The 25654-nt window shown below is 33.1% G+C and carries 25 protein-coding genes; 24 read left to right on the top strand and 1 reads right to left on the bottom strand.

Features of this window, described 5'->3' with window-relative positions:
• The first annotated feature begins 4 nt into the window (after nucleotides 1–4).
• The 17 genes from truB (at nucleotide 5) to THEBR_RS06040 (ending at nucleotide 16493) form a co-directional block, all read left to right on the top strand.
• Nucleotides 5–847 carry a tRNA pseudouridine(55) synthase TruB gene (gene truB / locus THEBR_RS06120; RefSeq protein ID WP_180367003.1) on the top strand — a complete coding sequence of 281 codons (843 nt, stop codon included), beginning with the start codon at nucleotides 5–7 and terminating at the stop codon, nucleotides 845–847.
• Between the two features lie 15 nt (nucleotides 848–862).
• On the top strand, nucleotides 863–1813 hold the full coding sequence (locus THEBR_RS06115; protein ID WP_012269353.1) for a bifunctional riboflavin kinase/FAD synthetase: 951 nt from the start codon (nucleotides 863–865) through the stop codon (nucleotides 1811–1813).
• Between the two features lie 87 nt (nucleotides 1814–1900).
• Nucleotides 1901–2167 (top strand): 30S ribosomal protein S15, encoded by a 267-nt coding sequence (gene rpsO / locus THEBR_RS06110; RefSeq protein WP_003866758.1) that lies wholly within the window; start codon nucleotides 1901–1903, stop codon nucleotides 2165–2167.
• A 51-nt stretch (nucleotides 2168–2218) separates the two neighbouring features.
• On the top strand, nucleotides 2219–4321 hold the full coding sequence (locus THEBR_RS06105; protein WP_004396216.1) for a polyribonucleotide nucleotidyltransferase: 2103 nt from the start codon (nucleotides 2219–2221) through the stop codon (nucleotides 4319–4321).
• Between the two features lie 102 nt (nucleotides 4322–4423).
• On the top strand, nucleotides 4424–5140 hold the full coding sequence (locus THEBR_RS06100) for a polysaccharide deacetylase family protein (protein ID WP_003869128.1): 717 nt from the start codon (nucleotides 4424–4426) through the stop codon (nucleotides 5138–5140).
• 40 nt (nucleotides 5141–5180) lie between these two features.
• Entirely contained in the window at nucleotides 5181–6437 is a 1257-nt protein-coding gene (locus THEBR_RS06095) for a M16 family metallopeptidase (RefSeq protein ID WP_012269352.1), read from the top strand.
• Complete coding sequence (dut, locus tag THEBR_RS06090) at nucleotides 6421–6867, top strand: dUTP diphosphatase (protein WP_003869126.1); 447 nt, start codon at nucleotides 6421–6423, stop codon at nucleotides 6865–6867. Before THEBR_RS06095 ends, dut begins: the two co-directional genes overlap by 17 nt.
• A gap of 11 nt (nucleotides 6868–6878) precedes the next feature.
• Nucleotides 6879–7130 carry a YlmC/YmxH family sporulation protein gene (locus THEBR_RS06085; protein WP_003869125.1) on the top strand — a complete coding sequence of 84 codons (252 nt, stop codon included), beginning with the start codon at nucleotides 6879–6881 and terminating at the stop codon, nucleotides 7128–7130.
• Between the two features lie 87 nt (nucleotides 7131–7217).
• The gene (gene dapG, locus THEBR_RS06080; RefSeq protein WP_003869124.1) at nucleotides 7218–8414 is read left to right on the top strand and encodes an aspartate kinase; all 1197 of its coding nucleotides are present in this window, start codon (nucleotides 7218–7220) and stop codon (nucleotides 8412–8414) included.
• Between the two features lie 59 nt (nucleotides 8415–8473).
• A complete protein-coding gene (locus THEBR_RS06075) occupies nucleotides 8474–9190 on the top strand; it encodes a ClpP family protease (protein WP_003869123.1) in 717 nt (238 codons plus the stop codon).
• Nucleotides 9190–9399, top strand: coding sequence for a YlzJ-like family protein (locus THEBR_RS06070; protein WP_004396223.1), 210 nt, complete (start codon nucleotides 9190–9192; stop codon nucleotides 9397–9399). The genes THEBR_RS06075 and THEBR_RS06070 overlap by 1 nt, the downstream gene beginning before the upstream one ends.
• A 118-nt stretch (nucleotides 9400–9517) precedes the next feature.
• Nucleotides 9518–11644 (top strand): FtsK/SpoIIIE family DNA translocase, encoded by a 2127-nt coding sequence (locus THEBR_RS06065; protein ID WP_004396224.1) that lies wholly within the window; start codon nucleotides 9518–9520, stop codon nucleotides 11642–11644.
• Between the two features lie 18 nt (nucleotides 11645–11662).
• Entirely contained in the window at nucleotides 11663–12973 is a 1311-nt protein-coding gene (gene rimO, locus THEBR_RS06060) for a 30S ribosomal protein S12 methylthiotransferase RimO (RefSeq protein ID WP_003869120.1), read from the top strand.
• Nucleotides 12973–13509 (top strand): CDP-diacylglycerol--glycerol-3-phosphate 3-phosphatidyltransferase, encoded by a 537-nt coding sequence (gene pgsA / locus THEBR_RS06055; RefSeq protein WP_004396226.1) that lies wholly within the window; start codon nucleotides 12973–12975, stop codon nucleotides 13507–13509. Before rimO ends, pgsA begins: the two co-directional genes overlap by 1 nt.
• A 13-nt stretch (nucleotides 13510–13522) precedes the next feature.
• Nucleotides 13523–14764 carry a competence/damage-inducible protein A gene (locus tag THEBR_RS06050; RefSeq protein WP_003869118.1) on the top strand — a complete coding sequence of 414 codons (1242 nt, stop codon included), beginning with the start codon at nucleotides 13523–13525 and terminating at the stop codon, nucleotides 14762–14764.
• Nucleotides 14765–14828: 64 nt separating this feature from the next.
• On the top strand, nucleotides 14829–15854 hold the full coding sequence (recA, locus tag THEBR_RS06045; protein ID WP_003866772.1) for a recombinase RecA: 1026 nt from the start codon (nucleotides 14829–14831) through the stop codon (nucleotides 15852–15854).
• 42 nt (nucleotides 15855–15896) lie between these two features.
• Nucleotides 15897–16493, top strand: coding sequence for a regulatory protein RecX (locus THEBR_RS06040; protein WP_012269351.1), 597 nt, complete (start codon nucleotides 15897–15899; stop codon nucleotides 16491–16493).
• 245 nt (nucleotides 16494–16738) lie between these two features.
• Here the strand turns inward: THEBR_RS06040 and THEBR_RS06035 are convergent, their stop codons facing one another.
• A complete protein-coding gene (locus tag THEBR_RS06035) occupies nucleotides 16739–18157 on the bottom strand; it encodes a transposase (RefSeq protein WP_012269350.1) in 1419 nt (472 codons plus the stop codon).
• A 173-nt stretch (nucleotides 18158–18330) separates the two neighbouring features.
• On the opposite strand from THEBR_RS06035, the gene rny reads away from it, so the two are divergent.
• From rny to spoVK, 7 genes are all read left to right on the top strand, one after another.
• On the top strand, nucleotides 18331–19857 hold the full coding sequence (rny, locus tag THEBR_RS06030) for a ribonuclease Y (protein ID WP_012269349.1): 1527 nt from the start codon (nucleotides 18331–18333) through the stop codon (nucleotides 19855–19857).
• A 127-nt stretch (nucleotides 19858–19984) separates the two neighbouring features.
• Nucleotides 19985–20767, top strand: coding sequence for a TIGR00282 family metallophosphoesterase (locus THEBR_RS06025; RefSeq protein ID WP_012269348.1), 783 nt, complete (start codon nucleotides 19985–19987; stop codon nucleotides 20765–20767).
• Nucleotides 20768–20839: 72 nt separating this feature from the next.
• Nucleotides 20840–21100: a stage V sporulation protein S gene (locus THEBR_RS06020; RefSeq protein WP_003866776.1), complete on the top strand. Its 261-nt coding sequence runs from the start codon at nucleotides 20840–20842 to the stop codon at nucleotides 21098–21100.
• A gap of 69 nt (nucleotides 21101–21169) precedes the next feature.
• Nucleotides 21170–22006, top strand: a complete 837-nt coding sequence (locus THEBR_RS06015) for a PHP domain-containing protein (RefSeq protein ID WP_009052381.1) — start codon at nucleotides 21170–21172, stop codon at nucleotides 22004–22006.
• A 55-nt stretch (nucleotides 22007–22061) separates the two neighbouring features.
• A complete protein-coding gene (locus tag THEBR_RS06010) occupies nucleotides 22062–23249 on the top strand; it encodes a pyridoxal phosphate-dependent aminotransferase (protein ID WP_009052380.1) in 1188 nt (395 codons plus the stop codon).
• A 13-nt stretch (nucleotides 23250–23262) separates the two neighbouring features.
• A complete protein-coding gene (gene purB / locus THEBR_RS06005; protein WP_003866780.1) occupies nucleotides 23263–24684 on the top strand; it encodes an adenylosuccinate lyase in 1422 nt (473 codons plus the stop codon).
• A gap of 69 nt (nucleotides 24685–24753) precedes the next feature.
• Nucleotides 24754–25650: a stage V sporulation protein K gene (gene spoVK / locus THEBR_RS06000; RefSeq protein WP_004396243.1), complete on the top strand. Its 897-nt coding sequence runs from the start codon at nucleotides 24754–24756 to the stop codon at nucleotides 25648–25650.
• Nucleotides 25651–25654 lie beyond the last annotated feature (4 nt).

Raw genomic sequence — 25654 nt, 5'->3', positions numbered from 1 at the left:
GGGAATGCTCAATATTTTAAAACCCCCTGGTATGACTTCTCACGATGTTGTAGATTTTATTAGGAAAATCTATAATATACGAAAAGTAGGGCATACAGGAACTTTAGACCCAGATGCAGCAGGAATACTGCCTGTTTGTGTAGGGAATGCCACTAAATTTGTCTCTTATCTTCTTGAGCACGACAAAAGATATAGATTTGAAATAACCTTTGGCTTTACTACAGACACTTTGGATAAAAGCGGCAAAATTGTAAAAGGCGGACCTGTAAGGATTCTGAGGGAAGAAGAATTAAGGCAAGTCTTAAATGAATTTAAAGGGAAAATAAAACAAATTCCTCCAATGTATTCTGCAAAGAAAATAAAAGGAAAAAAGTTATACGAATATGCAAGAGAAGGAAAGACAATTGATATTCCACCTATTGAGGTTACCATATATGATATTGAATTAGTTGAATATGAACCACCTTATCGGGTATTAATAGATGTGAAATGTTCTAAAGGCACCTATGTGAGAGCTTTAGTAAGAGATATATGCGAAAAATTAAACATGCCGGGATATATGTCTATGTTGATAAGAACAGAGGTTGGTGCTTTTAAAATAGAAGATGCTTATACTCTTGAAGAAATAAGGGAAAAGAAAGTATTATTGCAGCCAATAGATAAGTTTATTGAATTACCTTCTGTACAATTAAACAAAATGGAAGCTGAAAAAATTTTAAAAGGCCAATTTATTCAAAATAGATATCCTATTGAAACTTCACTTTTGAAGTTATATGATAATAATGGTAAATTTCTCGGCATTGGGATTTTAGAGCGAAATAAAATCCGTCCAAAAAGACTTCTTTGAGGGGGAAATGATAATTTGCAGATTGTTTATGAAAGCAATGCATCAAAATACAAAGAGGCCAAAGTAATAGCTTTAGGCAATTTTGATGGAGTTCATATAGGTCACCAGGAATTAATTAAGCAAGCAATAGCTCTTTCTAAAGAGAATAACTTAGCGAGCGCTGTTTTCACTTTTAAACAGCATACTTCAAAAATTTTAACCCCTGACAAGCAACCAGAGCTTATAACTACTTATCAAAAAAAGGTAGAAATTTTAAAGCAATTTAACCTTGATTACGGAATATTTTTTGACTTTACTGAAAGTTTTTCTAAATTAACTGCTGAAGAATTTATAAAAAAAATTTTAGTAGAGCTATTAAACATTAAAATAGCAGTGGTGGGACATAATTATAGATTTGGCTACAAAGCTTTAGGGAATGTAGATACATTAAAAAAATATTCCAAAATATATTCATATAAAGTTTATGTTGTCCCACCAGTTATAAGGGAGGGTATTGTAGTAAGCAGCAGCTATATCAGGGAATTAATAAAATCAGGTAAAGTTGAAGAGGCAAATAGTTTATTAGGACGTTTTTTTTCCTTGCAAGGAAAAGTGATTCATGGACAAGAAATTGGGCGAAAATTAGGTTTTCCTACTGCTAATCTACAAATATCAGAAGATTTGGTTTTGCCAAAAGCAGGAGTATATGTGACGCGAGTAAAAATAGAAGACAAATTTTATATAGCTGTCACAAATGTTGGCTCGAAGCCTACTTTTGGTGGCAAAAGCATTTCTGTCGAATCTTACATTTTAGATTACAATGAAAATTTATATGATAAATATTTAGAAGTTGAATTTATAACAAGAATAAGAGATGAAATTAAATTTCAAAATTTAGAAGCCTTAAAAGAACAAGTTTTTAAAGATATTAATTATGCTAAAAACTTTAAAAATATTTTACAACAGAAACATTATGTGATAAAATAAAATAGCGATTTACCTTATGCTTTGATACCCGTATCTCCGGCGGTATTCTATGCATAAGGCGTATTCTAAAAGATGGAGGTGAAAAAAGTGCTGGACAAAGAAAAAAAGGCAGAAATAATCAATAAGTTCAAGCTCCACGATACTGACACAGGTTCTCCAGAAGTTCAAATTGCCCTTTTAACTGAGAGAATAAATAACTTAAATGCTCATTTGCAAGTTCATAAAAAAGACCATCATTCAAGAAGAGGTCTTCTTAAAATGGTTGGGCAAAGAAGGGCACTGTTAAATTATTTAATGAAAACAGATATGGAGAGGTATCGTGCCATTATCGAAAAATTAGATTTAAGAAAATAGAGCGAGATACCTCGCTCTATTTTCTATAAAATTTTACGAAAGGAGGATAACATGGAAGAACGAACTTTTGAAATGGAACTAGCCGGGAGAAAGTTGTTAGTCCAGATAGGAAAAGTAGCTCAACAAGCAAATGGAGCAGCTTGGGTAAAATACGGGGATACTGTCGTTCTAGTTACTGCCTGTGCTTCCAAAGAACCCCGAGAAGGAATTGACTTTTTTCCTTTAACTGTTGAGTACGAAGAAAGATTGTACTCTGTCGGTAAAATTCCTGGTGGTTTCATAAAAAGAGAAGGGAAACCTAGTGAAAAGGCAATTCTCTCTGCTCGGTTAATTGACAGACCAATTAGGCCTTTATTTCCCCATGGTTATAGAAATGATGTACAAGTTATAGCTACAGTTTTATCTGTTGACCCTGACGTACAACCAGAAATAGTCGCAATGATTGGTTCGTCTGTTGCTCTTTCAATTTCTGATATTCCTTTTAATGGTCCTACAGGAGCGGTAGCAGTAGGATTAGTCGATGGACAATTTATAATTAATCCTAACCATGAGCAAAGAGAAAAAAGCTTAATGCATTTAGTGGTTTCAGGAACGAAAGATGCTATTGTAATGGTGGAAGCAGGGGCAAAAGAGATTCCTGAAGAAACTATGCTAGATGCTATAATGTATGCTCACGAATATATCAAACAGATTGTAGAGTTTATAGAAGGAATAGTTAAAGAAGTAGGTGTTCCGAAAAGCGAAGTAATTTTACATGAAATAGACAAAGACCTAGAAGAAAAAGTAAGAGCCTATGCAACAGAAAAAATATACAATGCGTTAAGAACAGCAGAAAAGAAAGAGAGAAACGACAACTTAGATAAAGTTGAACAAGAAGTTTTAGAGCACTTTAAAGAAGAATATCCTGATAATCTTGCTGATATAGATGAAGTACTTTACAATATAATGAAAGAACAAATGCGAAAAATGATAACAGAGGAAAGAATAAGAGTAGATGGCAGGGGCCTTGACGACATAAGACCAATATGGTGCGAAGTAGGAGTGCTACCCAGAACTCACGGTTCTGCGATTTTCACAAGAGGACAAACTCAAGTGCTTACAGTAGCAACATTAGGTGCATTAGGAGATATTCAGATTTTAGATGGCATAGGAGATGAAGAAGCAAAAAGATATATGCATCATTACAATTTTCCACCCTACAGTGTTGGAGAAGTAAGGCCTCTAAGAGGTCCTGGTAGAAGGGAAATTGGTCATGGAGCTTTAGCAGAAAGGGCTTTAGAACCGGTGATTCCTTCTGAAGAGGAATTTCCCTATACTATAAGATTAGTGTCAGAAGTTTTAAGTTCCAATGGTTCTACTTCTCAAGCTAGTGTTTGTGGCAGTACTTTAGCTTTAATGGATGCAGGAGTTCCAATAAAAGCTCCAGTTGCAGGAGTTGCTATGGGGCTTATCAAAGAAGGAGATGTAGTTTCTGTACTCACTGATATACAAGGAATTGAAGACTTTTTAGGGGATATGGACTTCAAAGTAGCAGGCACAGAAAAAGGAATCACAGCGATACAAATGGATATAAAAATTCCTGGAATTGACAAAGAAATTTTGAAAATGGCTTTAGAAAAGGCCCGAAGGGGTAGACTATACATTCTCAGCAAAATGTTAGAAGTTATAAAAGAACCGAGAAAACAGTTATCAGTATACGCACCTCGTGTTATAAGGATGGTAGTTGACCCTGAAAAAATTAGAGAAATAATCGGACCTGGTGGCAAAACCATAAGTAAAATTATTGCAGAAACGGGAGTAAAAATTGATATTGAAGAAGATGGCAGGTTATACATTACTGCTTCTGATTTGAGATCTGGCGAAAGAGCTAAGCAAATGATTGAGGCTATAACAAAAGATATAGCAGTAGGAGAAATTTATTTAGGAAAAGTGCTTAGAATAACACCCTTTGGAGCTTTTGTAGAAATTGCTCCTGGTAAAGAAGGACTTGTCCACATTTCTAAGCTATCAAAAAAACGGGTACAAAAAGTAGAAGATGTAGTAAAAGTTGGCGATGACATATTGGTAAAAGTCACAGATATAGACAAACTCGGAAGAATAAGCCTTTCAAGAAAAGACGCATTGCCTGATGAAGAGGAAGAAGAAAGAAACTAAAGGCATAAACCGACCCACGGTTTATGTTTTTTATTTTTTAGTAATATATTCGCCGCCTGTTTGAATAAAATTAAAGTGAGAATATCAACGGGTGGTGTTATAATGAAAATATTTTATATAAAATATCCTAAAAAAAGCTTTTGGATTATTTTTTCCTTAGCAATATTACTGCTCATCTTTTTAATTTACATAATTACACGCAGCGTTTCTGTTTTTAACAGCAATGAACCTATTTATAAAGGAGATACAAAGGAAAAAAAGATTGCCTTTGCTTGCAACGTCGCATGGGGAGATGAGTACATACCAAAAATGTTAGATATTTTTAAAGATAACAATATCCATATTACATTTTTTTTTGAAGGAAAATGGGCAGAAAAAAATCCTGATGTTGTAAAAGATATTTATCAAAAAGGCCATGAAATCGGAAGTCATGGATACACACATGTAAAATATACAAATTTAAGTCGGCAACAATATGAAGAAGATATTAAAAAAAGCGGTGAAATTTTAGAAAAAATTACAGGAACAAAACCTACCCTTTTTGCACCACCGTATGGTGATTTCAATGATGAAGTAGTAAAGGTAGCAGAACAATTAGGATATAAAGTTATTCTATGGAGTTTGGACACCATAGATTGGAATAATCCAAGTCCTCAAACAATTGTAGATAGAGTTATGACTAAATATCACAACGGTGCTATTGTGTTAATGCACCCTACTCAAAATACTGTGGAAGCATTGCCACAGATAATAAAACAACTTAAAGAAAAAGGTTATAAAATAACTAAAGTATCGGAAGTAATTGTAGATAACAATTAAATTTGCTATAATAATAATTAAATTTGCAAAGGAGGATAAAATGTACGAACAAAAGATTATTGAAGGAGTAAAAGTTGTAACTTGTAAAATTCCTCACGCATATTCTGTATACATAGGGATATGGATTAAAGCAGGCTCTATGTACGAACATAAAGCTATAAACGGAATATCTCATTTTATAGAACACATGGTTTTTAAAGGTTCTAAGCTAAGAAGTGCAAAGCAAATTGCGGAAGAAATGGATAGTATTGGTGGACAGTTAAACGGCTTTACTGAAAAAGAAAGTACCTGTTTTTATATAAAAGTCTTAAATACTCACGTAAAACAAGGTCTTGATATACTTTTTGATATGGTATTTAACCCTGCCTTTAAAGAAGAAGACATAGAAAAGGAAAAGCAAGTCATCTTTGAAGAAATATTGACAGAATTAGATTCTCCTGAAGACGTAGCTTATAATCTTTTAGCAAAAACAATATGGAAAGGACATCCCTTGTCTTTCCCTGTACTTGGTACTTTTTCTACTATTAAAAAGCTAAACAAAGAACAAATTGTAAATTATTATAATGCCCATTATAACAAAGATAACATAGTCATTTCTATAGCAGGAAATTTTGGCGATGATATCTATGAAATACTGCAAAAATATTTATCAAAAATTCAAAAAACTAATGTTATTTCTCAATTAACTTCTCCAATTTGGCATAAAAACAAAGCTTTTTATGAAAAAGATTTTGAACAGGTAAATTTATGTATTGGTTTACCTGGGATAACTTATGACTTAAGGAAAGTATATGCTTTAGCCGTCATTAATAATGCTTTTGGTGGAGGAATGAGTTCAAGACTATTTCAAAAAATAAGAGAAGATAAGGGATTGGTTTACTCGATTTATTCTTATCCTTCTACCTATCACCATGCTGGGGTTTTTTCTATTTTTGCTAGTATGAACGCTAATAATTTTAGAAAGGTATATGACTTAATTTTGCAAGAAATGGAAGAAGTGCATTCAAAAGGCTTAGCAAAAGAAGAGATTGATAAATTTAAAGAGCAACTTCGCATAAATGTATTAATGGATTTAGACAGTATAAGCAGTAGAATGAGCACAATAGGAAAATCCATGCTTTTATTTAATAAAGTGCATACTGTAGAGGAAATACTTCAAACAATAGATAACTTAACTTACGAGGAAATAAATGACTTAGCTAAAAAAATTATAAATCCTGATGACATGAGCATAGCCGTGGTTGGAAAACTAAACAAAAGAGATAAAGGGTGGTTAGAAAATGTCCATAATACTTAAGATTAAAAAAACTGATGATGCTAAAGACTTACCTTTGCCTGCTTATATGAGTGAAGGAGCCGCTGGCATGGATTTATATGCTAATGTTAAAGAGGAAGTCATATTACAACCTGGCGAAATAAAACTAATTCCAACAGGTATACAAATTGAACTTCCTCCAAATTTTGAGGCCCAAATAAGGCCAAGAAGCGGCCTAGCTTTAAACTACGGAATAACTCTTTTAAATACTCCTGGTACAATTGATTCCGATTACAGAGGAGAAATAAAATTGATAGTCATCAATTTAGGAAAAGAAGCAGTCAAAATCGCAAGGGGACAAAGAATTGCTCAAATGGTAATCAATCAAATAGTAAGACCAACAATAGTAGAGGCAGAAATCCTTTCAGAAACTAAAAGAGATGAAGGAGGATTTGGCCATACCGGTATATAAGGAGGGGTTCTATGCGGTTAAGCGAATTTGGAAATAAAGAAATTGTAAATTTAACGGATGGAAGAAGATGGGGATTAGTAGAAGATTCAGATTTAGTTATTGATGAAGAAACAGGAAGGATTCATTCAATAATAGTATATGAATCAAAAGGTTTATTTAGAGGAAAGACAAACTATATTGAAATAAGTTGGGACTCTATAAGAAAAATTGGTGACGATATGCTTATTGTGGAATTCGAAGAAAAGAAAAGACGGTTTTATTAAAAATATTACTTTTCTTTATCACTTTAATGAAGTATAATAATATAAAATGTCTCAACTTAGATACCTTCAAAAGGAAAGGATGAGAACGTGAAAATATTGGTACAAAAATTTGGTGGAACTTCTGTATCAACACCTGAGAGAAGAGAAATGGCTACATCAAAAGTAATTGAGGCAGTTAAAAACGGTTTTAGCGTGGTAGTAGTAGTTTCTGCAATGGGAAGAAATGGAGATCCTTATGCCACAGACACTCTAATAAACATGGTTAAATCAATAGATAGCAATATTTCAAAACGAGAATTAGATTTATTGATGAATTGTGGTGAAATAATCTCCAGTGTGACTTTTGCTGCAACCCTATCAAAGAAGGGTTATAAAGCAAAAGTATTTACCGGAGGACAAGCAGGCATTATAACAGATGATAATTTTGGCAATGCGGAAATTATAAAAGTAGAACCAACAAGACTTTTAGAAAGTTTAAAAGAGGGAATTATTCCTGTAGTAGCAGGTTTTCAAGGTATCACAGAAGAAGGAGATTTAACTACGTTAGGGCGAGGAGGCAGTGATACAACTGCTGCTCTTTTAGGTGAAGCTCTAAAAGCTTCCGCGGTAGAAATATATACAGATGTAGATGGAATAATGACAGCAGATCCTCGCATTGTTTCAAAAGCTCATATTTTGAAAAAAATAAGTTATAATGAAGTATTCCAATTTGCAGAACAAGGAGCAAAGGTAGTACATCCTAGAGCGGTAGAAATAGCAATGAGAGGTAATATACCCCTTGTTATAAAAAATACCATGTCAGACAGTCCAGGTACCATTATAACTCAATATAATGAGGCTTACGATAATATTTACGATATAGACAAATTAGTCACTGGAATTGCCAATATGGACCATAGAGTTCAAATCGTGCTAGAAAACAGTGAAAATACAGAAAGTATATTCGAAAAAATTGCAGAAGAAAAAATAAGCATTGACCTTATTAATATTTTTCCTGAAAAACAAGTTTTTACAATATCAGAGATGGATTTTAAAAAGTTACAAAAACTTCTTGAAGAAAACAATATAAAATATTCCTACAGAACTAATTGCTCAAAAGTCTCTATAATTGGTAATAGAATAAGAGGCGTTCCAGGAGTAATGGCAAGAGTAATAAAGGCATTATCAAGGCATAATATAGAAATTTATCAAACAGCTGACTCTCATAATACTATTTCTTGCCTTGTAAGTCAAGATAAAGCTGAAGAAGCAGTTAGAGTTCTACATGACGAATTTAATCTTTAAAAGGGAAGCGCATACTATTGCGCTTTTTTTTTATACTAATTATTAGGAGCGTGATAAAGATGAGCAATTTTTTAAAAAATGAAGAAACAGAACAACCTCAGACTTTACCACATGTTCAGGAGAATTTAAAAAATTTAGGCCAGACAAACGTACCTAATTTTGAAAGCAATATTCATTGTCTTACTATAATAGGGCAAATTGAAGGCCACATGATACTGCCTCCACAAAACAAAACCACAAAATATGAACACATAATACCACAATTGGTAGCAATAGAAGAAAACCCTAATATAAAAGGAGTTTTGATTTTATTAAATACTGTAGGAGGAGATGTGGAAGCAGGTCTTGCTATTGCAGAAATGATAGCAAGCCTTTCTAAGCCTACTGTATCTATAGTATTAGGTGGAGGTCACAGTATCGGGGTGCCTTTAGCAGTTTCAGCAAATTATTCTTACATAGTGCCAAGTGCTACCATGACAATACACCCTATCAGAATGACAGGATTAATAGTAGGAGTTCCCCAAACTTTTGATTATTTCAACAAAATGCAAGATAGAATAGTAGAGTTTATTGTGCGAAATTCAAAAATAAAAAGAGATACTTTTATGAAGCTTATGCTTAAAACTGGAGAATTAGCCAACGACATAGGAACAATCTTAGTTGGAAAAGAAGCAGTAGATTACGGTTTGATTGACGAAATAGGGGGTATCAAAGAAGCTTTAAAGAGGTTACACAATATGATAGAAGAAAGAGAAAAAAAGAAAGGTGAAGAATAATGTTATATACAATAATTCCCTATGAATTAATTTTTGAAAAAAGAGAAGATATACCCACCAATTATATAGAACTAAAGATGGGGAATAAACAGTTAGTAGTAGAAAAACTCTCAAATGGAAATTATATAATTCAAAGAATGTATTCTACTAATCCTTTTGATTACCTAAACGCAAAATATACTCCAGGAAGCATGATAAGTATTTATTAGAAAAATTTTTGTGTTATAATAGATGTGTTTAAAAAATTAGCACATCTATTTTTTTGTTGCTATTTTACATAATTAATACTAAAATTTTTATAGAAGAAATTATAAACAGGTGGTATATATGATTGATAAAAAACAAAAGTCTCTCAAAAACGAAATCATTGGAATTATATTTTTGGCTTTTACACTTATTTCTTTTTTAAGCCTTTATACAGATACAACTGGTGCTATAGGTAAAAACATAGGAATTTTTTTAAAGGGTTCTTTTGGGATAGGTTCTTATGTTGTATCTGCTTTACTTTTAGTATTTGCGTTGATGTTTCTTTTTAATAATCGAGATTTTATAAAATTACATAAAGCTGCAGCACTTTTTGGACTTTTTCTAACCCTCATAAGTTTAGATCATTTGTATTATTTCCCTTCTAATGAAGGATTAAAAAATTATATCTTAGCTGCTTACACTAATGGTATAAACAATATGGGTGGAGGAGTTGTTGCTGCCTTACTGGTATATTTTCTAGTAAAACTTTTGGGTATCACAGGAAGCTATATATTATTGTTTTCTTCTTTGGCAATTTTTATAGTGCTTATTACAAATGTATCTATCGTAAACTTAATGGAATCTTCCTATCAGAAGTTTAAACAACGTAAAAAAAAGATAAAAAAAACAGACCATGAGAAGGAAGTAATTTCTACCTCTACTTCTCAGGAGGATTTCACACCTTTAATTGAAGAAAATATAACAGATAAAAATAGAACAATCGATATAATTGAACAAGTAGAAGAAGAAAGAAAAATCTATGAAAAAGGTACAAAAGATAAAGAAGAGGTTATAGAAAGCGAGTATCTTCCTCCTCCTATAACCCTTTTAAAAGAGGCAATTCCCCCACCAAAAATAAAAAATGAAGTGTTAATGGAGAAAGTAAAAAAAATAGAAGACACCCTTAAAAACTTCGGAGTTGATGCAAAAGTTATCCAAGTGACAAAGGGGCCTGCAATTACTCGTTTTGAATTGCAACCTAGTGCAGGAGTCAAAGTTAGCAGAATTGTGAGTTTAACAGATGACATTGCTTTAAGTCTAGCTGCGCCTTCTGTGAGAATAGAAGCGCCGATTCCTGGTAAATCTGCTATTGGAATAGAAGTCCCAAATGATAAAATAGCTCCAGTATATTTGAGAGAAGTAATAGATAGCAAAAAGTTTAGAAATTTTAAATCAGGCTTAGCAATTGGTTTAGGAAAGGATATCGCTGGTAATATTGTCATAGCAGATTTATCTAAAATGCCTCATTTGCTCATTGCAGGTGCGACAGGTTCTGGTAAAAGTGTTTGCATAAATTCTCTTATAGTGAGTTTGTTATACAAAGCCCCTCCACAACAGGTGAAAATGATATTGATAGATCCAAAAGTAGTAGAACTTAATATTTACAACGGCATTCCTCATCTCTTAACTCCGGTTGTCACAGACCCTAAAAAGGCAGCCGGTGTCTTAAATTGGGCAGTACAAGAAATGACTAAGCGTTATAATTTATTTGCCCAATATGGAGTTAGAGATATAGACAGCTATAACGAAAAATACAAAGAAAACAGCTTATATAAAATTGTAATCATAATTGATGAGCTTTCTGACTTAATGATGGTCTCTCCTGCAGAAGTAGAAGAATATATATTTAGGTTAGCTCAAATGGCAAGAGCTGCTGGCATTCATTTGGTCATTGCTACCCAAAGACCCTCTGTTGATGTAATAACGGGAGTTATTAAAGCCAACATCCCTTCAAGGATTTCTTTTGCTGTATCTTCTCAAATTGACTCAAGAACAATCTTGGATATGACAGGTGCAGAAAAACTTTTAGGAAAAGGCGATATGCTTTTTAACCCTATAGGAGCAGCAAAACCTATGCGAATTCAAGGAGCTTTTATCTCTGAAGAAGAAGTAGAAGCTGTAGTAAATTTCTTAAAAAATCATTCTAAGCCTCAGTACGAAGAAATAGAAATTGAGGAAAAGACAAATGGAAAAATTTTTGAACAACAAGAGGATGAGTTATTAGAAGATGCTATTTCTGTAATTTTAGAAACAGGGCAAGCTTCTATTTCAATGTTACAAAGAAGATTAAGAATTGGGTACGCGAGAGCTGCCCGAATTATAGATCAATTAGAGCAAAAAGGTATTATAAGCGGTTATGATGGTTCTAAGCCAAGGCAAATTCTTCTATCAAAAGAAGAAATAAAAAAAATATTAGAAGAATCTTAAAATAGAAAGGAAATGCAGATGAAAAATGTAGGAATTATATCCCTTGGATGTCCCAAAAACACAGTTGATTCGGAAAAAATGTTAGCAATTTTAAAAGAAAAAGGTTATAACATAGTAAATGATAAAAATAAAGCTGACATACTCATTATAAATACTTGTGGCTTTATAGAGGATGCAAAAAGAGAGTCGATAGAGTACATCATTGAGATGGGAAAACTCAAAAACCGCAGGCTAAAATACCTTATTGCAACTGGTTGCTTGTCTGAAAGATATAATAAAGAATTATTAAAAGAACTTCCCGAATTAGATGCAGTAATTGGCACTGGAGATTTCCCCAAAATTGCAGAAGTAATAGAAGAAATAGAAAAAGGAAAAACTGTTTTAGAATATGGACACGCTAATTTACTAAATGATGAAGGAATACAGCGCATTTTAACTACGCCAAATTATTACGCCTATTTAAAAATTGCAGAAGGTTGCAGCAATGCTTGTTCTTTTTGCATAATTCCAAAGATTAGAGGAAGATACAGAAGTCGCAAAATGGAGGACATACTTAGAGAAGCCGAGGAACTCGTCAAAAAAGGTGCAAAAGAACTTATACTCATTGCTCAAGACACTACAAAATATGGAGTAGACGTTTATAAAAAATTTATGCTGCCCCAACTTTTAAAAGAAATTTCTAAGATTGATGGTTTAAAGTGGATTAGGTTACTTTATGCATATCCTGATAGTGTAACAGAAGAACTTGTTGAAGAGATAAAAAACAATGAAAAAATAGTAAAATATATTGATATTCCGCTACAACATTCTCATGATGAAGTCCTAAAAAGAATGAATAGAAATACTAATAGACAAAAAATAGAAGAGGTTATAAGTAGATTGCGTAGCATTCCAAACATGGTAATACGCACTACTTTTATGGTAGGCTTCCCTGGAGAGACAGAAGAAGAATTTGAGGATTTAAAACAGTTCATAAAAGAAAAAAGATTTGAGAGAGTAGGAGTTTTCACATATTCTCGAGAAGAGGGAACTAAATCGTATTATATGAAGCCTCAAATTAAAAAGAGTGTCAAAATTAAAAGACAACAAGAGTTGATGGAGATACAAAAAGAAATTTCTTATCAGCATAATCTTTCAAAAGTGGGGAAGCAGTTAGAGGTACTTATTGAAGGCTTTGAAGATGGAATATATTATGGCAGAAGTTATATGGATGCCCCTGAGATTGATGGTGTTGTTTATGTAAAAAGCAACAAAAAACTCAAAGCTGGAGATTTTGTGGTAGCAACTATAACAGATGCCTATGAGTACGATTTGGTGGGGGAATATTAATGAATTTAGCAAACAAACTTACAATGTTAAGACTTTTTTTAATACCTATTTTTATGTTTTTTATGCTTGTCAGAGGTCCCTACAACGATTTTATAGCTGCAGGAATATTTTCACTTGCAGCATTGACCGACAAATTTGATGGATATGTGGCAAGAAAGTTTAATCAAATAACTAATTTTGGGAAATTTATGGACCCACTGGTAGACAAAATAATGGTTTCTTCTGCTCTAATAGCCTTAGTGCAAATGGGACGCATTCAAAGTTGGATTGTAGTAGTTATATTAGCAAGGGAATTTTTAATAACAGGTATTAGGACAGTTGCTGCTGATAAGGGAATTGTCATTGCTGCCAGCAATTACGGTAAATACAAAACTACTTTTCAAATGATAGCAGTAATTGCACTGATGCTTAATAATTACCCTTTTAGCCTTATAAATTTTCCTTTCGACACTATAATGGTGTATATAGCTTTAATTTTGACAATTTATTCGGGTGTAGATTATATTATAAAATCTAAAAATTTATTCAAAGATTAAAGAGGTGTTTTAATTGAGAGGAGAAATTATTTCTGTTGGCACAGAGCTTTTATTAGGACAAATTTTAAATACTAACGCCAAATATTTATCTGAAAAATTGGCTCTTTTAGGTATAGATATATATTTCCATACTAACGTTGGAGATAACGAAGAAAGATTAAAAGAATGTTTAAATATCGCTTTTAACCGCTCTGACCTTATAATAACAACAGGTGGATTAGGCCCTACTGTTGATGACATTACAAAAGAGACAGTGGCTTCTTTTTTAGGTCTTCCTCTTGTAGAAAACATAGAAGCAAAAGAAGAGATAATAAGATTTTTTGAAAAAATAGGACAAACACCTACCATGAACAACTTCAAACAAGCCTTTTTCCCAGAAGGTGCAAAAATCTTGCCAAATAAAAATGGAACAGCTCCTGGCTGTATAATAGAAAAAGATAACAAAATCATCATAATTTTGCCTGGTCCACCTTCTGAGCTAATTCCGATGTTTGAGGAATCTGTATATCCTTATCTTAAAAGCAAAACTAATGAAACTATAAAGTCTCGAGTAATCAAAATATTTGGCTTAGGTGAATCAAAAGTAGAGGAAATGGTAAAACCTCTTTTGTTTAATTCTAATCCTACTGTTGCTCCTTTAGTAGGTGATGGATACGTAACTTTGAGAATAACTGCAAAAGGACATGATGACAAAGAAATTTTAGAAATGATTGAGGATATGGAATCAAGGATTAGAGGTATCATAGGTGACTATATATACGCTGTAGATGAGGAAGAAATGGAAGAAGTCGTGATAAAATTACTACAGAAAAACAAATTAACTCTTGCTGTCTCTGAATCTTGTACAGGTGGTTTATTGGCAAAAAAGATAACAGATGTATCAGGGGCTTCAAAAGTCTTTAATTTAGGTGTTGTTTCTTACAGCAATGAAGCTAAAGAAAATATCTTAGGGGTTAGAAAATCTACTTTAGAGTCTTATGGAGCAGTAAGCCATGAGACAGCAAAAGAAATGGCAGAAAATATAAGAAAATTGGCCAATGCTGATTTTGGTTTGTCTACTACTGGAATTGCAGGACCTACAGGTGGAACACCTGAAAAGCCCGTAGGATTAGTGTATGTGGGTTTTGCTACCAATGAAAAAGTCTATGTAAAAAAACTAATGTTAAGTGGTGATAGAAGTAAAATAAGGACAAGGACAGTACTACATGCTTTAGACATTGTAAGAAGATATCTTCTGGGAATAAAAATTGACTAGTTATGTCCATTAATATATAATTAATTTAATACAATACCTTGTATTCTTGGGAGGTAAATAATAAATGATAGAAAAACAAAAGGCTTTAGAAATGGCTATAAGTCAGATAGAGAGGCAGTTTGGCAAGGGCTCTATCATGAGATTGGGAGATACTGCAAAATTGAATGTAGAAGTAATACCTACAGGTTCTCTTGAATTAGACATTGCTTTAGGTGTCGGAGGAGTTCCAAGGGGAAGGATAATAGAAATTTTTGGCCCTGAGTCTTCAGGAAAAACTACCTTAGCGCTACATATGATAGCAGAAGCACAAAAAATGGGAGGAACGGGTGCTTTTATAGATGCAGAACATGCTCTTGATCCTGTATATGCAAAAAATCTTGGGGTCAATATTGAGGATTTATTGGTGGCGCAGCCTGATACGGGCGAACAAGCCTTAGAAATTGCAGAAGCCCTTGTTAGAAGTGGTGCTGTTGACATAATTGTGATAGACTCTGTTGCTGCTTTAGTACCTAAGGCGGAGATTGATGGTGAAATGGGAGATAGCCATGTAGGGCTTCAAGCAAGATTGATGTCTCAAGCTTTGAGAAAATTAGCAGGGGTCACCAGTAAGTCTAAAACTATTGTGGTCTTTATAAACCAGCTTAGAGAAAAAGTAGGTGTTCTGTTTGGAAATCCTGAAACAACCCCTGGAGGAAGAGCTCTGAAATTTTATGCTACAATAAGACTAGATGTGAGAAAAGTAGATGCAATAAAACAAGGAAATGAAATAATCGGAAATAGAACCCGTGTCAAAGTTGTAAAAAATAAAATTGCTCCGCCTTTTAAACAAGCAGAATTCGATATAATGTATGGAGAAGGTATTTCAAGGGAAGGAAGTATTTTGGATATTGGCACAAGTATAGATATAATTGAAAAAAGTGGTGCTTGGTATTCCTATGGAGATATACGATTAGGGCAAGGAAGAGAAAACGCTAAGCAATTTTTAAAAGAAAACAAAGAAATCGCTGATGAAATTGAAAGAAAAATTAGAGAAAATTTCAATCTAGCTTATAATAAAATAAAATCCTCCCCTGATGCAATAGTAGAATGACCCCTTATTGTGGGGTTATTTTATTACAAAGGAGAAATAAGCATGATAATAACTACTATCGAAAAGCAGAAAAAAACGCAATATAATGTTTACATAGATGGAGAATATGCCTTTAGTTGCAATTTAGAAGATTTGAGCTATTTAGGCATAGAAAAAGGAAAAGAAATAGATAATGAACAGTATAATTATTATGTAAACTATATTGCAACAAGACAAGCGAGTGACTACGCATTTAAACTTTTATCAAAAAAAATGTTAACAGAAAGAGAACTCTTTCAAAAGCTTGAAATGAAAGGTTTTGAAGAAAATGTTATAAAAAGTGTTATTGAAAAGCTGAAAAGCTATAACTATATCAATGACAAAGTTTACGCTAAATTATTTATAGAACAAAAAATAAACCAACTATACAGTAGGCGAAAAATTTATTACGAACTTATAAAAAAAGGAATTAGTAAAGAACTGATCCAAGAAAGTTTAAACAATTTTTATCCTGAAGAAAAAGAAGTTGAAATAATAAAAAAAATAATTGAAAAAAAATCAAAATTCCAAGAAGACACTAAAAAGTTAAAAAACTATCTTTACAACAACGGGTTTCAAATTGAAAACATTAGTGATGCCTTGAAAGAAAAGGATTTATAACTTGACATAATTTTGAAAAGGGACTAAAATAAAATATGAATATCTTAGGTGATTGCAAAATGAGATAAATATTAGAGTAAAAAAGTTACATTACAAGGAACAAAATAAAGAAATTACATTTTAAAGGCACGTTCAAGAGGGGAAAAGAGAAATGGCAGAAAGATACAAATTCAAAAAAGACAATACTTAACACACCTTTTTAATGTAAAAAGGTGACAAACAAATCAAACCATAAGAACAAGTCATCAAGCCAAAAGTTTTTTCAAAGATAAAGGATGTTCAAAAGTACCAAGCTTTGCAGTAATAATTAAACCAATATGTTGAGTGATAGCCCCAAGAAAAACATCAGCTTTGATTGACCTGGTATTTATGAGTTTAAAGCTATCAACAGCGATAGAACTTTTTAAAAGGGAAATAGATTTTTCAATAATAGGGCGTTTTTCATAAAGTTTGGACCACTTTTTAGAGTTACGAGGGACAACAGTGTTTTTTCTAAAATCAATATCAAGGGTAGTATAAAATATTCTGCCGCATTTAGAAGAGGTACAGGGGTTATCACATTGAAGGATATAAGTAGTTTTACCGTTTAGTCTAACTTTTTTGGACATAGGGCAAAGCCATTTAATTCTGGTAGTTCTACCTTTTTCCCGGACGATGCCATCATAGGACATTTTAAGAGAAGGGTCACGGGGGCAGGTAGGGATACCATCAGAGTTAAAAGTAGGCTGAGGTAAGTTTTTAGAATTTCGAGGGTTAATAGGGATAATAGGGATTATGCCAAGCTTTGAGAACAAGTATTTGTAATTATCAAAAGAATCAAACCCAGCGTCACCTAAGAAGTATCTATAAGAGAAATTAGGATGTAAATTAAAGAATTCCTTAAGAGAAGGGATTAAAGTCTTAGAATCGTACAAATCTTTAGACTCGGCAGCAGATTTAGCAGTATTGACATTTAAAGAATCATCGTCATAGAAACTAATATGCTGAATAATGCCTAAGCCATTAGTGAGGATGGTAGCTTTGATAGAGTAACAATAATGGCCATTAATATAAGAGAATTTAGCATCAGGATTAGAGTGAGCGAACTTAGGCATTTTAGAACAAGCATAAGAGTGGGCATCAAAATCAGGATTAGATTTAGAGAACTTTTTAATATTTCTATAAAGGGAATCAAAGAACTTAGGATTATTTTCTCTGACATAAGGTTCAAAGCCAGTAGTATCAGCGATGAGGATATTAGAAAGGGAAGGATTAATAGCCTGACAAATAGGCTCAGTTAAATTAACAAGATTATTGAAGAAATTCTCCAAATCTTTGAGGAAAATGGATTTAAATCTAGAGAATTGAGAAGGATGAGGGACTCTTTTAAAACCACAAAGCTCTCTTAATTCTTTAGATAGCTTAAGAACATGGACAAGGAGTTGAACAGTAGGGATAGAGAGAATTTTTTGGATAATCAAAGCAGTGAGCATAGATTCAAGAGAAAAATCCCTATGACGCCCGAAGTGAGAATAATAATGGGCGTAAAAAGAAGGTGGAATAAGTTCAGATAAATCAATAAAGGAATCAAAGAGTTTAATAAACTTGGGTTTATCTTCTTCAAAGAAGGATTGAACATCATCGTAAATATCGGAGAGAGAAAGTTGTTTAGCTTTGATTTTCATAGGATTTCCTCCCTTTCTTTTCGTGATTTGGTCTTTTATATAAATTCGACGAAAGTGGAGGAATTCCTTTGAAAATATATAGCAGAATCCCTTAATCCATAAGGATTTTGTGATTCTGCAAAGACCTATATGAATATCTACTAAGGAGGTGTAAGAGTATTAGCCATGTTCAATTGATAATCACAGCACTTATTGCAATAGCGGTCGGCTTTCTAATTGGTTATTTGGCAAGAAAGATTATTGCAGAATCCAAAATAAAAAGCGCAGAAAATTTAGCGCGGACCATATTAGAAAGTGCAAAAAGAGATGCTGAAAATAAAAAAAGAGAGCTCTTATTAGAAGCTAAAGAAGAGATTCACCGCATGCGAACCGATTTAGAAAAAGAAATAAGGGATCGCAGAGGTGAATTACAGCGTTTAGAAAAAAGACTCCTTCAAAAAGAAGAAACCTTGGATAAAAGAGCTGAAACTTTAGAACAAAAAGAAAGTTTTTTAGAAGAAAAGCAAAAAGAAATTCAACAATTGGAGGAACAAATTTCTTTACTCTATCAAAAGGAAATAGAAGAATTAGAAAGAATTTCGGGACTAAGCCGTGAAGAGGCAAAAGCCATTTTATTAGAAAATGTTCAAAAAGATATACAACATGAAATGGCTGTAATGATTAAAGAAATGGAAAACAAAGCTAAAGAAGAAGCAGAAATGAAAGCAAGAGAAATAATTGGCAATGCCATTCAACGTTGTGCAGCTGATCATGCTGCAGAAACAACTGTGTCTGTTGTTACCCTTCCCAATGATGAAATGAAAGGTCGCATAATAGGTAGGGAAGGTAGAAATATAAGGACAATAGAAACATTGACGGGAATTGACCTTATAATAGATGATACTCCTGAAGCTGTTGTCATTTCAGGTTTTGACCCTATACGAAGAGAAGTTGCGCGGATTGCGCTGGAAAAATTAATCGAAGATGGGCGAATACATCCTGCAAGAATAGAGGAAATGGTGGAAAAGGCTAAAAAAGAGGTAGACAACATGATACTCAAAGCAGGAGAAGAAGCGGCTTTTGAAGTAGGAATTCACGGTTTGCATCCCGAGCTGATTAAGTTATTAGGAAGACTTAAATTTAGAACTAGCTACGGTCAAAACGTCTTAAAGCATTCAATCGAAGTAGCTCATTTGGCAGGACTTATGGCTTATGAATTAGGTGCAGATGCACTAGTTGCCAAAAGAGCAGGACTTTTACACGATATAGGTAAGGCCGTAGACCATGAGGTGGAAGGCCCTCATGTCATGATAGGTGCAGAACTGGCTAAAAGATATCATGAATCTGATGCTGTTATTCATGCTATAATGGCTCATCATAATGATGTAGAGCCTCAGACTGTTGAGGCAGTATTAGTACAAGCAGCAGATGCTATTTCTGCTGCAAGGCCAGGTGCAAGACGAGAAGCATTAGAGGCCTATATTAAGCGTTTAGATAAGTTAGAACAAATTGCTAATTCTTTTGAAGGTGTAGAAAAGTCTTATGCTATACAAGCAGGAAGAGAAATCAGAATAATGGTAAAACCTGAAATTGTCGATGATGATGATATTGTCATTTTAGCGCGAAATATAAGCAAAAAAATTGAAGAAGAAGTTGAATATCCAGGTCAAATCAAAGTGACTGTCATAAGAGAGACAGTAGCTGTAGATTATGCAAAATAAAGGATTGAAAAAAAGCGTGCGATAAGCACGCTTTAAAAGTTTCATCATAAATTTTCATTAGCTATTGTTTTAATAGCCAGGTTTGTGTAATAATAAGTTTAAGAAAATTATTTTTTGGAGGTTAAGAATGAAGATACTTATCATCGGCGATATAGTTGGAAGACCAGGTAGAAACATATTAAAAGAGCACTTACAAGAATTAATATCAGAATACAATATTGACATAGTTATAGCGAATGGAGAAAATGCTGCCGGAGGAAATGGACTGACTCGCAAAGTTGCTGATGAACTTTTTGAAATGGGAATTTCTGCATTAACAATGGGAAATCACGTGTGGGATCAAAAAGAAATATTAAAATTTATTGATGAAGAAGTGCGAATTATAAGACCTGCCAATTATTTAGAGGAAACACCTGGCAGAGGTTCTATAGCACTTAATTTTAAAAATTCAAAAATTGGTATTATAAATTTACAGGGAACTACTTTTATGCCTTGTAATAGAAATCCTTTTTTTGTAGCTTTAGAAGAAGTAGAAAAACTAAAAAAAGAGACGAATATAATCCTCGTAGATTTTCACGCAGAAGCTACTTCTGAAAAAATAGCAATGGGATATTTTTTAGATGGAAAAGTAAGTTGTGTGTTTGGCACTCATACTCACGTACAAACGGCAGATGAGAAAATATTACAAAATGGGACAGCTTATATAACTGATGTGGGTATGACAGGTCCTAGTGATTCTATATTGGGAATAGATAAAGAATTAATAATTAAAAAATTTACATCTTCTGTACCTGTACGCTTTGAAGTTGCAAAAAAAGGTCCTGCCCAGATAAATGCCATTGTAATTTCTGTAGATGAAATAACAGGAAAATGCTATAGCATAGAACGCATTAATAAAATTTATGCATAAAAAGGAGGATTTTTAAAACAAATGTAGAATATTAACAAAGAGAAAATCATTTGTCTTTAAGGGGGAAAAACAATGGAAGTATTAAAAGTTTCAGCAAAATCTAATCCAAATGCTGTAGCAGGAGCGTTGGCAGGGGTGTTAAGGGAGCGTGGAGGTGCAGAAGTACAAGCAATAGGTGCAGGTGCAATAAATCAAGCTGTAAAAGCTGTTGCAATTGCAAGAGGGTTTGTAGCTCCCAGCGGAATTGACTTAATTTGCATTCCTGCTTTTACAGACATTGAAATAGACGGTGAAGAGAGGACAGCAATAAAGTTAATTGTAGAGCCACGATAAAAAATAACCTGCATTTTGCAGGTTATTTTAAATTGTAAAGGTAAAATTTAGAGGAAAGGTTGGGATATAATGTTTGCAGACCTTCACATGCATTCAAAAGCTTCCGATGGAACTAATTCACCATCTGAAGTAGTTCGATTGGCAAAAGAACATGGACTTAGCTGTATTTCTCTGACAGATCACGATACAGTTGATGGGCTTGAAGAAGCCATGGAAGCTTCTGCTAAATATGAGATTGAAGTTATTCCTGGAATTGAGTTTAATTGCTATTATCAAAATCAAGAAGTTCATATTTTAGGTTATTTTATAAATTACAAAGATAAAAAATTTTTTGAAAAGTTGGAAGAAATGAAAAAGTTGAGAAATGATAGAGCCAAAGCGATTTTAAAAAAATTAAATGAATTAGGGATTGATATTTCTATAGAAGACGTATTGGAATTCACAAGTGAAAAATTCATAGGAAGACCTCATATAGCAAGAGCCATGGTAAAAAAGAATTATGTAGAAAGTGTAAAAGAAGCTTTTGAAAAATACATAGGAGTGGGTGCTCCTGCTTATGTAGAAAGATATAGAATCACTCCTTTTGAAGCAATAAACCTTATTTTAGAAAATGGAGGTGTCACTGTTTTAGCTCATCCCGGTTTACTTCAAGATGATAATATTATTGAGGAATTAGCCCCAAAAGGTTTAATAGGAATAGAAGTTTACCATTCAAAACACACTACTGAAGATGTAGAAAAGTATTTAAACAAAGCTAAAAAATACAAGTTAATCATAACTGGAGGCTCAGATTTTCACGGTATAGAAGTAGATGGCAGAGACCTTTTAGGAACCATAAAGTTAGACTATGAATATGTAAAAATATTGAAAAGTAAAGCTAAAAATTTTGTAGAAATATCAAAATAATTAAGTTAAAATAATATTGTGATTCATATAACGAAATCCTCTGGAGGTGTAAAAATTGGATTTATCCCAAAATGCCTTACAAATTACCCCTTCTATGACATTAGAAATAACAGCAAAGGCAAAACAGCTAAAAGCTCAAGGCGTAGACGTTATAGACTTCGGAGTAGGAGAGCCAGATTTTGATACATCTGATTACATAAAAGAAGCTGCAATTGACGCTATAAAAAAAGGCTACACCAAATACACCCCTTCTTCGGGCATTTCTGAATTAAAAAAAGCAGTATGCAACAAGCTTTTAAAAGATAACAGCCTTAAATACCAACCAGAACAAATTGTCATATCAAACGGTGCTAAACACTCTATATATAACGCTCTTTGTGCAATTTTAAATCCTGGCGACGAAGTTATAATTCCTGTACCTTATTGGTTAAGCTATCCTGAGATGGTAAGGCTGGCTTATGGAAAGCCTGTCTTTGTAAAAACAAAAGCAGAAAATGACTTTAAAATTACAGCCGAAGAATTAAAAAATGCTATTACCTCTAAGACAAAAGCTTTAATTTTAAATACCCCCAACAATCCAACTGGCTCAGTGTATACTAAAGAAGAGTTAGAAGAACTTGCAAAAATTATTGAAGAAGCAAATATTTTTGTCATTTCAGATGAAATATACGAAAAATTAATTTATGAAGGCAGTCACATCAGTATCGCCTCTTTAAATGAAAAAATTAAAGAACTGACAATTTTAGTAAACGGTATGTCTAAAGCTTATGCTATGACAGGATGGAGAATTGGATATACTGCTTCTTCTTTAGAAATTGCAAAGGTTATGTCAAACATTCAAAGTCACACCACCTCAAATCCCAATTCAATTGCTCAATATGCCAGTGTAGCCGCTTTATCAGGAGATGAAACTGTTATTAAAAGAATGGCAGAAGAATTCAATAAAAGAAGAATTTATATGGTTGAAAGGATAAATAAAATAAAGGGGTTAAAATCAAATAAACCTCAAGGGGCTTTTTATGTAATGGTAAATATAGACGAATACATTGGAAAAGAAATAAAAGGAAAAATTATTAGAGGTTCCATAGATTTTGCAAATGCTTTAATTGAAGGAGCAAATGTAGCAGTTGTTCCTGCTTTGCCCTTCGGAATGGACAATTACATTAGGATTTCTTATGCTACTTCCATTGAAAATATTGAAAAAGGCTTAAATAGAATCGAAGAATTTTTAAATAAAGCATAATGAGGAGGTAAATATGCGAGATACTTATCAGAATCCGTTAATAACAAGATATGCTAGCAAAGAAATGGCCCAAATCTTCTCTGACGACGAAAAATTTAAAACTTGGCGAAGATTATGGGTAGCTTTGGCAAAAAGCGAAAAAGAATTAGGGCTCAATATTACAGATGAGCAGATTAAAGAAATGGAAGAAAATATAGACAACATAAACTATGAAGATGCGGAAAAATTCGAAAGAGAATTTCGACATGATGTTATGGCTCACATACATGCCTATGGTCTTTTGTGCCCCAAAGCAAAACCTATAATCCATTTAGGAGCTACCTCTGCTTTTGTAGATGACAATACTGATATAATTCTTATGGATAGAGCTCTTGAACTAATTGAAAAGAAACTTCTCAAAGTAATAAAAATTTTATCCGAATTTGCACTAACTTATAAGGATTTACCCACTTTAGGTTATACTCACTTTCAACCAGCTCAACTTACTACAGTTGGTAAAAGAGCATGCCTTTGGATACAAGATTTAATTCTCGATTTACAAGATTTAAGATATAGAAGAGAAAACATAATGTTAAGAGGAGTAAAAGGCACCACTGGTACACAAGCAAGTTTTATGGAACTTTTTGGTGGTGATGAAGAAAAAGTAAAAGAGCTAGACAGATTAGTAATAGAAAAAATGGGATATAAAAAGTCCTTCCCTGTGACAGGACAAACTTATACGAGAAAATATGACTTTATGCTCTTGTCTGTTTTAAGCGGTATTGCTCAAAGTGCTCACAAATTCAGCAACGACCTAAGGCTTTTGCAACATTTAAGAGAAATTGAAGAGCCCTTTGAAGAAAAACAAATAGGCTCCTCTGCAATGGCTTATAAAAGAAATCCTATGAGAAGCGAGAGAATGGCAGCTTTAAGTAGGTATGTTATTGTCACACTTTTAAATGCATCTATTACTTCTTCTGCTCAATGGTTTGAAAGAACTTTAGATGATTCAGCTAACAGGCGAATTGTAATACCCGAAATGTTCCTTGCCACAGATGCTATATTAAATCTTTATATAAACATTGCGTCTGGTTTAAAAGTAAACAAAAAAGTAATTGAAAAAAATGTGATGAAGGAATTGCCTTTTATGGCTACAGAAAAGATTTTAATGGAAGCAGTACTTAAAGGTGGGGACAGACAAGAGTTACATGAAGCTATAAGAGTATACTCCTTAAAAGCGGCAGAAGAAGTTAAAAATGGAGAAGAAAATAGGTTGCTTGATTATATACAAAATGACCAAAGATTTAAACTTTCCCAAGAAGAAATTAAAGAATTAGTTGACCCTATAAAATTTACCGGAAGAGCTGTAAGCCAGACTGAAGAATACATTAAGGAAATTGTAAACCCTATTTTAGCAGATTTTAAAGAAGATGTAGAAGCAAAAGTAGAAGTGTAAAATTTTTTCACTTTCCACATCCCAATATCATAGAATAACAATAAAAATGGTATTGGGATGTGGTGGTAGATGGGAATATGGCCAGTTTTCTTTGAAGGATATAAAATAGAAAAAAAGTCAGAAGATAAACCTAAAGAAGTTACAACAACTGTAGATGATAAAAAATTACAAGAAGAAGCTTTAAAAGAGCTAAATTCTTTGATAGGCCTTAATAAAGTGAAAGAAATTATACAAGAAATTTACGCTTTCTCGCAACTGCAAATAAAGCGTAAAAAGGAAGGATTAGCCACTGAACCTATAGTATTACATATGATATTTAAAGGTAATCCAGGAACAGGCAAAACTACTGTAGCAAGGATATTAGGAAAACTTTTAAAAAGTATAGGAGTTTTAGAAAAAGGCCATGTAGTTGAAGTAGAGAGAGCTGATCTAGTAGGAGAATACATAGGACATACTGCTCACAGAGTCCGTGAAAATGTAAAAAAAGCTTTGGGAGGAATTTTGTTTGTAGATGAAGCTTATTCTTTGGCAAGGGGTGGAGAAAAAGACTTTGGCAAAGAAGCTATTGATACTCTTGTCAAAGAAATGGAAGACAATAGGAATAAATTTATACTTATATTAGCAGGTTACAAACACGAAATGGAATATTTTTTAAATACCAATCCCGGACTTCGCTCCAGGTTTCCAATCCAGATAGATTTTCCTGATTATACTATAGATGAACTTCTTCAGATTGCGGAAGTCATGGTAAAAAACAGGCAATATAAGCTTACAGAAAGTGCAAAGAGAAAATTAATGAAAATATTGATTCGTGACGACAATTCAAGAGAAATAGGAAACGCGCGCCTTGTAAGGAATATCATAGAAAGAGCAATTAGAAAACAGGCTGTAAGAGTTTTAAACAAAATAAATATAACCAAAGAAGATTTAATAACAATAGACAGTATAGACATTAGAGAGGACTGAGAAA

It is taken from the genome of Thermoanaerobacter brockii subsp. finnii Ako-1, assembly GCF_000175295.2.
In the GTDB taxonomy this organism is placed as follows: domain Bacteria; phylum Bacillota; class Thermoanaerobacteria; order Thermoanaerobacterales; family Thermoanaerobacteraceae; genus Thermoanaerobacter; species Thermoanaerobacter pseudethanolicus.
The sequence above is the reverse complement of the archived record's forward strand: the minus strand, read 5'-3'. Positions and strand labels throughout refer to the sequence as shown.